The sequence below is a fragment of the Gammaproteobacteria bacterium genome (assembly GCA_019911805.1).
Lineage (GTDB): Bacteria > Pseudomonadota > Gammaproteobacteria > Thiohalobacterales > Thiohalobacteraceae > JAHJQQ01.
In genome coordinates, this window is the sequence record JAIOJV010000074.1 from 156,653 (window position 1) to 169,655 (window position 13,003).

Genomic DNA, 13,003 nt, shown 5'->3' on the forward strand with positions numbered 1-13,003 from the left:
CGGAAGTTCGTCGGGAGGGAAACGGTTGACCGGGACGGCCAGCGTGCTGACCTCCCGGTGGACCGGTGGCAAGGCCTTCAGGAGGTCTTGCCGCCCGCCTCGGCCACCCGTTCGACGCAGTTGCTCAACACCAGTTTGGGCGGATCCATGGAGAAGATGAACGGCGCCGCCTGCCGCAGGGCGCTCAAACCGAGGATCTGCCGGGTCTTGCCGGGGAACACCGCCGCCTCGACGTCGTAGAGCGTACAGACCGGGCCGATCCGCACCTGGCCCAGACGGTATACCGGCACCGTCATTCTGCTGCCGTCGGCGAGGATACCGGACAACTCCTTGACGTAGACCACCCCGCCCGCTTCCCGCAGTATCCCCAGCGTCTCTTCGTTGATCGTCATATACCCGGAGCCCGTGTCGACCATCAGATCGACGGCGCCGACACCCGCGATCTCCCCCGCTACATAGTACGTTGCCGCGCCCCGCTCCTGCATGGGGATGTTGCTGTCGAAATCGGCGGCGGCCGCCGGTCCGGCCACGATGGTGGCGGCCAGGACCGCCCAGTGTCTGCTGTGCTGCATAAGTCCCTCGCCAAGGTTGCGCGGCAGTGCGGGTCGTGCTCAGTGCTCAGCGCCTGCAACGATCAGGCCAGTTGCTGGGACTGCCGACGTTCAGATCGGCTTAGCGGCGGGGTGGAGGGGGGGCTTGATCGGCACGGGCGGGATGTGAGAGCTGGTACGCACTCTGGGTGCCCGCACGCACGGGGCCGGCGGTCGCAGGGGCGTGATCAGGCGTAGTGTGTCATGTCGACCGGCTGGCGTCGGGCGCCCCAGCGACCGGGGACGGCCTCGAAGACACCGGCCAGTGGCGTACCGCAGCGCCGGCAGCCACCCGCCGGTGTCAGATTCCAGTCACCGAGCACGTAGCCGTCGCGCGCGATCAGCAGTTCACCACACTGATGACAGTAGGTACTCTGCCCGCCCGGGTCGTGCACATTGCCGGTGTAGGCATACCGCACGCCCTGCTCGAGGGCAATGTGGCGCGCCCGCGCCAGGGTGGCCGCCGGTGTCGGTGGCACATCCGACATCTTCCAATCCGGATGGAAGGCACTGAAGTGCATGGGGACCCCCGGACCGAGGTGCTCGACCACCCAGCGGCACATGCGCTCGATCTCGTCGCTGGAATCGTTATGGCCGGGGATCAGCAGCGTAGTCAGCTCGAACCAGACCTGCGTCTCGTGCCTGAGGTATTCCAGCGTCTCCAGGACCGGCCGCAGATGGCCACCGGAGAGCTTCCAGTAGAAGTCTTCCGTGAAGCCCTTCAGATCCACGTTGGCCGCATCCATGTAGCGATAGAACTCCTTGCGGGGCTCTGCAGTCACATAACCGGCCGTCACGGCGACCGACTTGATACCACGTTCGTGACAGGCCTGTGCCACGTCGATGGCATATTCATGGAAGATCACCGGATCATTGTAGGTGTAGGCGATGCTGCGGCAGCCGAGCGCGGCGGCGACCCGCGCGATCTTCTCCGGTGAGGCGGCAGCGGCCAGCGTATCGATCTCACGTGAGGTGCTGATGTCCCAGTTCTGACAGAACTTGCAGGCGAGATTACAGCCTGCGGTACCGAACGACAGTACCGGCGTGCCCGGGAGAAAATGATTCAAGGGTTTTTTCTCGATGGGATCCACGCAGTAGCCGCTGGAACGGCCATAGGTGGTCAACACGATGGCAGCGTTCTGATTGGCACGCACGAAGCACAGCCCGCGCTGCCCCTCGCGCAGCTTGCAGAAACGCGGACACAGATCACACTGCACCCGGCCGTCGTCGAGCGTATGCCAGTACTTGGTCGGAACCACCGCTGCGGCTTCCCAAGCGTTCGTCATCGAATCAACGCCTCAATGAGCCTGCAGACCCCGGTACAGGCGCAAGCAGAAAGTGCAATTCTTTCGTCACTCCGCACCCCTCGTGCAGCCCCCAGTATAGGCGCTGGCAGGAAGTGCAAGGGTACGACATTCACTGCTGCACACCTGGCGCGGACGAGCCCATCCGGTGCAAGTCATAGTATTCATTCAAAAAATCATATGTGCCACGAAAGTGTCTGGAAAAATACGGGCAATGACCTATGTTTTTCACAGGCACCGGCAGCGACTGAAAGGTGATGCACAACTGCATAATAGCAATACCTGACCATCGTTGTTGTCATCCATCGATCGATGGACCGGGCGGGTGCACGGTTTCATACCAAGGCCAATCCCTCAGCCATGAGCGCCATGAGTGTTCGCTACGTAACGGGAGATATCGCAGCAGGTCGTGTTTCGTGACCGGGTCGCTGCAACCTGACAACGCCTGTTGGAGGCTCAGCGCGGACCTGCTTCGATCCGGCCCCGCGTCACCGCTGAATGCCCGGCACCTGTCGCCGTGAGGCTGCGCTTCGAGCATGTGCCGCACGAATCGCTGGAGCGGATGCATCCAGCGTATTTCGCCGGGGTGATGGCAACAGGCATTGTGGCGTTGGCGGCGCAATTGCAGGGTTTGAATTGGATCTCCGCACCACTCTTTTGGCTCAACACACTGTTCTTGCTGTGCCTGGTGATCGCCACGCTCATGCGGGTGCTGCGCCATCGGCGCAGCTTCATTGCTGATCTGCACGATCACAGCCGCGCCGTTGGTTTCTACACCACAGTGGCGGCGTTCGGGGTCTTTGGCGTGCAGTTGATCCTGCAGCAGCACGCGCTGCGGCTGGCCAGCACCTGCCTGGTGGTGACCGGCGTCCTGTGGGTCGTGATCATGTACGGCATCCTGGCTGTGTTGACGGTCAAGCAACACAAACCGGACATCCAGCACGGTCTCAACGGTGGTTGGCTGGTCAGCGTGGTGGCCACCCAGTCGGTCGCGGTCCTGACGATCTTCGTGCTCTCCCTCGACGGGTTCGCGGCACTGCAACAACCCCTGATGTTCCTGGCGCTGACGTTCTGGCTGGTCGGCGGTGCCCTGTATCTGTGGCTGACGACGCTGATTTTTTTCCGCTATACCTTCATCGAAATGGCACCCGAAGATCTGTCTCCGCCGTACTGGATCAACATGGGCGCAGTGGCGATTTCAGCACTGGCCGGCAGCGTGCTGATCGAGCACGCGGGCCGGTCCCCGGTGATCACAGCCGTGTTGCCGTTCGTCAAAGGTATGACGCTTTTTTACTGGGCCATCGGCAGCTGGTGGATCCCGCTGCTACTGGTGCTGGGCGTATGGCGTTATCTGATCCGCGGTGTGCCGTTCCACTATGACCCCCTGTACTGGGGCGCCGTGTTTCCACTGGGCATGTATGCCGTCTGCACCCAGCAACTGACCACGGTGATGCCGCTGCCATTTCTGACGGGCTTGTTCACGCTGGCGACGTATATCGCGCTCCTGGCCTGGCTGGCCACGCTGGCGGGCATGATCGACAGCCTGTTCGGCAGCGTACGCCAGCGCGGGTCCCTGTCGCGACATGGAGACAAGACATGAGCCACTTTCTTGACCGCCTGATGTTTTTCCGCAAGGTGCGGGGTGAATTCGCCGCTGGACACGGCCAGACCACACTGGAGGATCGTTCCTGGGAGAAGTCCTACCGCCAGCGCTGGCAGCACGACAAGATCGTGCGCTCCACGCACGGCGTCAACTGCACAGGCGCGTGCTCGTGGAAGATCTACGTCAAGGACGGATTGGTCACCTGGGAGACCCAGCAGACCGACTACCCGCGCACGCGCCCGGACCTGCCCAACCATGAACCGCGCGGCTGTCCGCGCGGCGCCAGCTACTCCTGGTATCTCTACAGTGCCAACCGCCTGAAATATCCCATGATCCGCGGGCGGCTGCTGAAGCTGTGGCGTGCCGCCAAGGCGCAGCATCAGGATCCGGTGAGCGCCTGGGGCGCGATCGTCGAAGACCCCGCCAGCGCCGCCGCATACAAGTCGATCCGGGGCCTGGGTGGCCTGGTGCGGGTGTCGTGGGATGAGGTCAACGAGCTGATCGCCGCTGCCAACGTCTACACCGCCAGACAATACGGACCCGATCGCATCGTCGGGTTTTCGCCCATCCCGGCCATGTCGATGCTGTCCTACGCCTCGGGTGCGCGTTATCTCTCGCTCATCGGCGGCACCTGCCTGTCGTTCTACGACTGGTACTGCGATCTGCCGCCCTCCTCGCCGATGACCTGGGGCGAGCAGACCGATGTGCCCGAGTCGGCCGATTGGTACAACGCCAAATTCATCATCCTGTGGGGTTCCAATGTGCCGCAGACGCGCACCCCGGACGCCCACTTCATGACCGAGGCGCGCTACAACGGCACGCAGATCGCGGTGGTGTCACCGGACTACGCCGAGGCCACCAAGTTCGCCGACATCTGGCTGGCACCCAGGCAGGGCACCGACGCGGCGGTTGCCATGGCCATGGGTCATGTGATCCTGCGTGAGTTCCACCTTGATCAGCCCACCGATTATTTCATTGACTACGCCCGCCGCTACACCGACCTGCCGTTCCTGGTGCGGCTCGATGACGGCCCCAAGGGCCTGGTGCCAGGGCGCTTTCTGCGCGCGGCCGACTTCGACGCCGGTCTGGGCCAGGAGAAAAACCCGGACTGGAAGACCGTCGCCTGGGATGAGCTCGGCGACCGTGTGGTGGTACCGCAGGGTTCGGTGGGTTTCCGCTGGGACAAAAGCGGGCGCTGGAATCTCGAGGAAAAGGAAGGCGGCGCGCAAACAGACGTGAAGCTGACCCTGAGCCAGCTCGGCCGTCACGACGCAGTGGTCGCGGTCGGCCTCCCCTACTTCGGCAGCATCAAGAGCGATCACTTCAACTCTACCGAGCACGCGGACGTGCTGGTGCGCAAGGTGCCGGTCAAACACCTGCGCCTGGCGGGCGGCGCGGAGGCACTGGTCGCCACGGTCTACGATCTGATGCTGGCGCACTACGGTCTGGATCGCGGACTGGACGATGCCGGCGCGGCAAAGAGCTACGACGACGATGTGCCCTACACGCCGGCCTGGCAGGAGCACATCACCGGCGTGGACCGGCGCAAGATCATCAGTACGGCGCGCGCCTTCGCCCAGACCGCCGCCAAAACACAGGGCCGCTCGATGGTGATCCTCGGCGCCGGCATCAATCACTGGTACCACATGGACATGACCTATCGCGGCATCATCAACATGTTGATGCTGTGCGGCTGTATCGGCCAGTCCGGCGGCGGCTGGGCGCACTACGTGGGGCAGGAGAAGCTGCGCCCACAGACCGGCTGGCTGCCGGTGTGCTTCGCCCTGGACTGGGTGCGACCGCCACGGCAGATGGCCGGTACCTCGTTCTTCTATGCGCACAGCAACCAGTGGCGCTACGAGACGCTGAAGGTCTCCAGCCTGCTGTCGCCGCTGGCCGACCCGGCCAAGTGGCAGATGAGCCTGATCGATTGCAACGCGCGCGCCGAGCGTATGGGCTGGCTGCCGTCGGCACCGCAGTTCGACCGCAATCCGTTGACGCTGGTGGGCGCGGCCCAGGCCGCGGGCCAGGCGCCGGCCGCCTATGTGGTCGATCAGCTCCAGCGCGGCGAGCTGAAGTTCAGCTGCGAGGATCCCGACGATCCGGTGAACTTCCCGCGCAACCTGTTCATCTGGCGCTCCAACCTGCTGGGCTCCAGCGGCAAGGGCCACGAATATTTCCTGCGCCACCTGCTGGGCACCAGCGACGGTGTACAGAGCGAGGAATTCGGACCCGAGAGCATGCCCGAGACCAGCGACGTGAAATGGCGCCAGGAGGCACCGCGCGGCAAGCTCGACCTGCTGGTGACGCTCGACTTCCGCATGTCCACCACCTGCCTTTACTCAGACGTGGTGCTGCCGACCGCGACCTGGTACGAGAAGGACGACCTGAACACCTCGGACATGCACCCGTTCATCCACCCGCTGTCCGAGGCGGTCAACCCGGCCTGGGAATCGCGCAGTGACTGGGAGATCTTCAAGGGTATCGCCAAGGCGTTTTCCAGGGTCTGCGTGGGCCATCTGGGGGTGGAACAGGATCTGGTCAGCCAGCCGCTGCAACACGACAGCCCGGCCGAGCTGGGCCAGCCGTACGCGATCGCGGACTGGAAGGCCGGCGAATGCGAGCCCATCCCTGGTAAGACCATGCCGCACCTGCATGTCGTCGAGCGCGACTATCCGGCCACCTACGAGCGCTACATCTCGGTGGGGCCGCTGCTGGAGACGCTCGGCAACGGCGGCAAGGGCATCCACTGGGACACCCGCACCGAGATCGAGGAGCTGGGTGCGCTCAACGGCCGCCATCGGCAAGGCCGCGCCAGTAGCGGCCGACCGCGCATGGACACCGCCATCCAGGCCGCCGATACCGTCATGGGGCTGGCGCCGGAGACCCACGGCGAGGTCGCGGTCAAGGCCTGGCGGGCGTTGTCGGCGATCACCGGCCGCGAGCATGCGCACCTGGCGCTACACAAGCAGGACGAAAAAATCCGCTTCCACGATATCCAAGCGCAGCCGCGCAAGATCATCAGCTCGCCGATCTGGTCGGGCATCGAATCGGACCAGGTCAGCTACAACGCCGGCTGGACCAACGTGCACGAGCTGATCCCCTGGCGCACGCTCACCGGACGCCAGCACTTCTACCAGGATCACCCGTGGATGATCGCCTTCGGCGAGGGTTTCGCTGCCTACCGCCCGCCGGTCGAGACGCGCGACGTCGAGGCGCTGCTGGGCAAGCGCGGAAACGGCCACCACGAACTGGTGCTCAACTGGATCACACCGCATCAGAAGTGGGGCATCCACAGCACCTATTCCGAAAACCTGATCATGCAGACCCTGTCACGCGGCGGCCCCATCGTGTGGATCTCGGAGGTCGACGCCAAGACGGCCGGTATCGTCGACAACGACTGGATCGAGGCCTTCAACCGCAATGGCGCGCTGGTCGCGCGCGCAGTGGTCTCGCAGCGGGTGCCGTCGGGCATGGCGATGATGTACCACGCGCAGGAGCGCATCGTGAACATGCCCGGATCGGAGATCACCGGCGGTCGTGGCGGCATCCACAATTCGGTCACGCGCGTGGTACTCAAACCCACCCACATGATTGGCGGCTACGTGCAGCAGAGCTACGGCTTCAATTACTACGGCCCGGTCGGCTCCAACCGCGACGGCTTCGTGATCGTGCGTAAGATGGACAAGGTCGACTGGCTGGAGGGTGACGACGCCAGCATCCTGGCGCAGGAGTACACACGATGAAGATTCGTGCCCAGATCGGCATGGTACTCAACCTCGACAAGTGCATCGGCTGCCACACCTGCTCGATCACCTGCAAGAATGTATGGACCTCGCGCGAGGGGGTCGAGTACGCCTGGTTCAACAACGTCGAGACCAAGCCCGGTATCGGCTATCCCAGGGACTGGGAAAATCAGGATCACTGGAACGGCGGTTGGCAACGCACCGGCACGGGCGAGCTGCTGCCGAGGCAGGGCGGCAAATGGCGGCTGCTGGCCAATATCTTCGCCAATCCCAACCTGCCGCAGATCGATGAATACTACGAGCCGTTCAACTTCGACTACCAGCGCCTGCACAACGCCCCCGAGTCCAAGGCCCAGCCGACGGCCAAGCCCTATTCGGCACTGACCGGCAAGCCGATGGACAAGATCGTATGGGGTCCCAACTGGGAGGAGATCCTGGGTGGGGAATTCGCCAAACGTTCTAAAGACTACAACTTCCGCGAGGTCGAAAAGGAGATCTACGGACAGTTCGAGAATACCTTCATGATGTACCTGCCGCGGCTGTGCGAGCACTGCCTCAATCCGAGCTGTATCGCCTCCTGTCCCTCGGGCGCGATCTACAAGCGCGAGGAGGATGGCATTGTGCTGATCGACCAGGACAAGTGCCGCGGCTGGCGTATGTGCATCTCGGGCTGTCCCTATAAGAAGATCTACTACAACTGGCAATCGGGCAAATCCGAGAAGTGCATCTTCTGCTATCCACGCATCGAGGCCGGCTCGCCGACGGTGTGCTCGGAGACCTGCGTCGGGCGCATCCGCTATCTCGGCGTGCTGCTCTACGACGCCGACCGCATCAAACAGGCCGCCTCGGTAGCCGACGAACGCGATCTCTACCAGGCTCAGCTGGACATATTTCTCGATCCGGAGGATCCAGCGGTCATCGCCCAGGCGCTGGCCGATGGCGTGCAGCAATCGTGGCTGAATGCCGCCCGCCGGTCGCCGGTCTACAAGATGGCGATGGACTGGAAGGTCGCCTTTCCGCTGCACCCGGAGTACCGCACCCTGCCGATGGTCTGGTACGTACCGCCGTTGTCTTCGATCAGTGCCGCCGTGGATCAAGGCCAGATCGGCTTCGACGGCGAGATCCCTGATGTCGCCTCGCTGCGCATCCCGGTGAAGTATCTGGCCAACCTGCTCACGGCCGGCGATGAAAGGCTGGTGATCGAGGCCTTGCGGCGCATGTTCGCCATGCGCATCTACCGGCGCCACCTGACCGTGGACGGCGCCACCGACACCGCCGTCCTGGGCCAGGTGGGCCTGAGTCAGGTGCAGGTCGATGAGATGTACCAGATCATGGCCATCGCCAACTACGAGGATCGCTTCGTCATCCCCACCAATCACCGCGAGTTGTCGACCGGCGATCCCTACGGCGAGCGCAGCGGATGCGGCTTCAGCTTTGGCGACGGCTGCAACACCAGCGGCATCAATCCGACCAATCTGTTCGGTTCCAAAAACCCCCAGCGGCGTAAATTCCCGATACCGGTCAAGGTCGTGCCCAAGTCATCCGCAACGCGCAAGTGAGGCCACCGATGCGCATCTTCCAGATCATCGCCACACTGCTGCACTACCCCGACGAGTCCTTGTGGCGGCATGTCGAACCACTGCGTCAGGCCCTGACCGAAGAGGCTGTGTTGAACGCGGCCGAACAGGATGCCTTGGATGGATTTCTCGACGATCTGATCGGGCACGATCTGATCGACGCACAGGCCCGTCATGTCGATACCTTCGACCGCGGTCGCGCCCGCTCGCTGTACCTGTTCGAGCATGTCTACGGTGAATCGCGCGATCGCGGCCAGGCCATGGTCGAGCTCAACCGGCTGTATCGGCGCCACGGCTATGTCATCAGCGCCCGCGAACTACCCGATTATCTGCCACTGTATCTGGAGTTTCTGTCACGGCTGCCACCGGGCGAGGCACTGGAGCGCCTGGGCGAGATCGGTGGCCTGGTGCAGCACCTGTACGCACAGCTGGTCGAGCGCCGCAATCGCCACGCTGTGCTGCTGGAGCCATTGCTGCGCCTGTGCGGTCTGGACGGCAACGATCCGCTGCTGCACGAACGCATCGCCGCCGAAGTACCCGACGATACCCCGGCGGCACTGGACGCGGTGTGGATGGAGGCGCCAGTGACCTTTGGCACAGCGGATGGGACCGGCTGCAGTGCCGGTCAGCGGCCGGTGGAACAATCGATCCAGTGGCGGGATCGCCGGGTATCAGGCAATCCCTCTCGGCATGGCGGAGACGAATGATGGATAGCTTTCTGAATAACCTGCTGTTCGGTATTTACCCCTATGTGGCCGGGACAGTCTTCTTATTCGGCAGTCTGGTGCGTTTCGATATGAGCCAGTATACCTGGAAGACCAACTCCAGCCAGATCGTCGATGCCAGCCCCCGTTTCCGGCTGGCCAACAACCTGTTCCACATCGGTGTACTGTTTTTGTTGTTCGGTCATTTCTTCGGCCTGCTGACGCCACACAGCTGGGAAGAAGCCGTGGGGATCACGCCCGGCTTCCATCAGATCCTGGCCATGACCAGCGGCGGCATCTTCGGGCTGTGCGCGGTAATCGGCGGCGCCATGCTCATCCACCGCCGCTGGACAAATCCGCGCGTACGCGCACAGAGCTCACAGATGGACATCCCCATCATCATCATCCTGTTCATCCAACTGCTGCTGGGGCTGGCGACCATCCCGGTCTCGGCACAGCATCTGAACGGCTCGGAGATGCTGACCCTCAGCGCCTGGGCGCAGCACATCGTCACGTTCCGGCCCGGTGCCGCAGCGATCGTGGCGGACGTGTCCTGGATATTCAAACTGCACCTGTTCCTGGGTTTGACGGTGTTTTTACTGTTTCCGTTTACGCGCCTGGTGCATATCTGGAGCGCACCGATATGGTATCTGGGGCGGCGCTACCAGATCGTGCGCATGCGCGGGGATTGAGGTGTAGCGATCCCGGGAACCGGAACGTATCCCACCAGCCGGGCGGTCGAACTCCGCCCTGAATTGGAGCCCCCATGCCACCGAACTCACCATCCTCCACTGTGACGACCGCGTCCGCTGAACGGCAGCGTCTGGCGGAAGACAAGGCCGGCCGGCAGAACTGGCGACGTTGGGGGCCATATCTGTCCGAGCGCCAATGGGGCACGGTACGCGAGGATTACAGCCCCGACGGCCATGCGTGGGAATATCTGCCCCACAGCCATGCCCGTAGCCGTGCGTATCGCTGGGGCGAAGATGGCATCGCCGGCTTCAGTGACGACCAGCAGCACCTCTGCCTGACACTGGCGTTGTGGAATGGCAAGGATTCGATCCTCAAGGAGCGGCTCTTCGGGCTGACGAATACCGAGGGTAATCATGGCGAGGACGTGAAGGAGCTCTATTACTACCTCGATGCCACACCGACGAATGCCTATCTGAAGATGCTCTACAAGTACCCGCAGGCGGAATTCCCGTACGCGCGGCTACTCGAGGAGAATCAGCGGCGCGGTGCGGATGAGGCGGAGTTCGAGCTGCTCGACACCGGGTTATTCGATCAGGATAGATATTTCGACGTCTTCGTGGAGTACGCCAAGGCCGCACCGGAGGATATCCTCATGCGGATCACGGTCCACAATCATGGCCCGGAGGCGGCACCGCTGACCCTGCTACCGCAGCTTTGTTTCCGTAACACATGGTCGTGGATACGCAACGCGCGCAAACCAAAACTCTCAGCGAATAACAGCAGTATCAACATCGAGCACGACCTGTTGGGTGATTTCCGTCTCGCCTGCGACGACCATCCAACACTGTTGTTTTGCGATAACGAGACCAATGTACGTCGACTTTACGGACAAGCCGACGCCAACGGGTTCTTCAAGGATGCCTTTCATGACTATGTGATTGCCGGTGATACGTCGGCGGTCAATCCCGCGCAGACCGGTACAAAGGCGGGTGCACTGTATGAACTGACCATTCCGGCGGGGCAATCCATGACGGTGCGTATCCGGCTCACAAAATCCGGGATGGCATCGATGGGCAGCCCCTGGGTGGATTTTGACGCCATCCTTGCTCAGCGACGCAGCGAGGCAGATGAATTTTTCGCCGGTTTACAGCACGCCATCACCGATGCCGACGCGCGGCTGGTGCAGCGCCAAGCCTTTGCGGGGATGCTCTGGGGCAAACAATTTTTCCATTATGACATCCCGCTGTGGCTGCAGGGCGACCCGACCCAACCGCCACCGCCACCGGCGCGCAAACATGGACGCAACGCCGGCTGGAAGCACTTGAACAATGCCGATGTGATTTCCATGCCGGACAAATGGGAGTACCCCTGGTTCGCCGCCTGGGACTGGGCCTTCCATTGCGTGACCCTGGTCGAAATTGACCCCGAGTTCGCCAAGGACCAGCTCATCCTGCTGATGCGTGAATGGTATATGCACCCGAACGGACAGTTGCCCGCCTATGAATGGGCGTTCAGCGACGTCAACCCACCGGTCCACGCCTGGTCGACGTTCCGTGTCTTTCAAATCGACCGTCGACAGCGGCAGGAGGTCAACCCGGACGACCCCGGCGATCTCGGCTTTCTGGAACGCGTGTTTCAAAAACTGCTGTTGAATTTCACCTGGTGGGTGAACCGCAAGGACATGCGGGGGCGTAATATTTTTCAGGGCGGTTTCCTCGGCCTGGACAACATCGGTGCCTTCGACCACAGCCGGCCGCTGCCAACGGGCGGTCACATCGACCAGGCCGATGCCACGGGCTGGATGGCGATGTACTGCCTCAACCTTCTGCGCATCGCGCTCGAGCTGGCACAGCACGACCATGTCTACGAGGACATCGCCACGAAATTCTTCGAGCACTTCCTCTCCATTGCCGGCGCCATCAACGGCAAAGATGAGGATTCCCTGGGTTTATGGGATGAATCGGACCAGTTTTACTACGATCACCTGAACCTGCCGGATGGGGAGAATGTACCGATGAAAATCCAGTCCATCGTCGGCCTGATCCCGTTGCTGGCTGTCGAAGTACTGGATTCGGAGGTGATGACGAAGCTGCCAGCCTTCGAGATGCGGATGGAATGGTATTTGAAGTACCGCCCGGAACTGGCCACCCTCATCTCCGACTGGAAAATTGGCGGGGTTGGCGATCGTAGACTACTTTCCCTGCTGCGCGGCCATCGAATGAAGGCGTTGCTCAAACGCATGCTGGATGAAACCCAGTTTCTTTCCGGTCAAGGGGTGCGCTCTCTTTCAAAGGCACACGAGCAAAAACCATTTCGTTATGTCACCGGAGGACAGACGTACGAGGTGAGTTACTGGCCGGCGGAATCCCACAACAACTTGTTCGGTGGAAATTCCAACTGGCGTGGCCCCGTCTGGATGCCGATCAACTTTCTGCTCATCGAGTCGCTGCAAAAATTTCATTATTATTATGGCGACGATTTCAAGGTCGAATGCCCGACCGGTTCGGGACAATTCATCACCCTCGACGAGGTCGCTGACGAACTGACGCGCCGTCTCGCCCGGATTTTTCTAACCGGCGCCGACAGCCAGCGACCGGTGTTGAAATACCACCCGAAACTCGCGACCGATCCGCACTTCAAGGACTATGTCCTGTTCCACGAATATTTCCATGGTGACAGCGGACGCGGCGTGGGCGCCTCACATCAGACCGGCTGGACCGGCCTGATCGCCAAACTGCTCCGCCCCCGCAGAAAATCGCCGACGGTACCCGGAAAAGATTCATGAG

General features: G+C 62.2%; 8 protein-coding genes. 6 read left to right on the forward strand and 2 right to left on the reverse strand.

Features of this window, described 5'->3' with window-relative positions; all coding sequences use genetic code 11:
• Nucleotides 1–77: 77 nt before the first annotated feature.
• On the reverse strand, nucleotides 78–572 hold the full coding sequence (locus tag K8I04_08530) for a retroviral-like aspartic protease family protein (GenBank protein ID MBZ0071751.1): 495 nt from the start codon (nucleotides 570–572) through the stop codon (nucleotides 78–80).
• A 206-nt stretch (nucleotides 573–778) separates the two neighbouring features.
• Nucleotides 779–1,876: an AmmeMemoRadiSam system radical SAM enzyme gene (gene amrS, locus K8I04_08535; GenBank protein MBZ0071752.1), complete on the reverse strand. Its 1,098-nt coding sequence runs from the start codon at nucleotides 1,874–1,876 to the stop codon at nucleotides 779–781.
• Between the two features lie 535 nt (nucleotides 1,877–2,411).
• Between amrS and K8I04_08540 the strand changes: the two genes are divergently transcribed.
• From K8I04_08540 to K8I04_08565, 6 genes are all read left to right on the forward strand, one after another.
• On the forward strand, nucleotides 2,412–3,494 hold the full coding sequence (locus K8I04_08540; protein ID MBZ0071753.1) for a tellurite resistance/C4-dicarboxylate transporter family protein: 1,083 nt from the start codon (nucleotides 2,412–2,414) through the stop codon (nucleotides 3,492–3,494).
• Entirely contained in the window at nucleotides 3,491–7,243 is a 3,753-nt protein-coding gene (locus K8I04_08545; GenBank protein ID MBZ0071754.1) for a nitrate reductase subunit alpha, read from the forward strand. Before K8I04_08540 ends, K8I04_08545 begins: the two co-directional genes overlap by 4 nt.
• On the forward strand, nucleotides 7,240–8,802 hold the full coding sequence (narH, locus tag K8I04_08550; GenBank protein MBZ0071755.1) for a nitrate reductase subunit beta: 1,563 nt from the start codon (nucleotides 7,240–7,242) through the stop codon (nucleotides 8,800–8,802). Before K8I04_08545 ends, narH begins: the two co-directional genes overlap by 4 nt.
• 8 nt (nucleotides 8,803–8,810) lie before the next feature.
• Complete coding sequence (gene narJ, locus K8I04_08555; protein ID MBZ0071756.1) at nucleotides 8,811–9,527, forward strand: nitrate reductase molybdenum cofactor assembly chaperone; 717 nt, start codon at nucleotides 8,811–8,813, stop codon at nucleotides 9,525–9,527.
• On the forward strand, nucleotides 9,527–10,216 hold the full coding sequence (narI, locus tag K8I04_08560; GenBank protein MBZ0071757.1) for a respiratory nitrate reductase subunit gamma: 690 nt from the start codon (nucleotides 9,527–9,529) through the stop codon (nucleotides 10,214–10,216). The genes narJ and narI overlap by 1 nt, the downstream gene beginning before the upstream one ends.
• Before the next feature lie 74 nt (nucleotides 10,217–10,290).
• Complete coding sequence (locus tag K8I04_08565; GenBank protein MBZ0071758.1) at nucleotides 10,291–13,002, forward strand: glucosidase; 2,712 nt, start codon at nucleotides 10,291–10,293, stop codon at nucleotides 13,000–13,002.
• The last annotated feature ends 1 nt before the right edge of the window (nucleotide 13,003 follow it).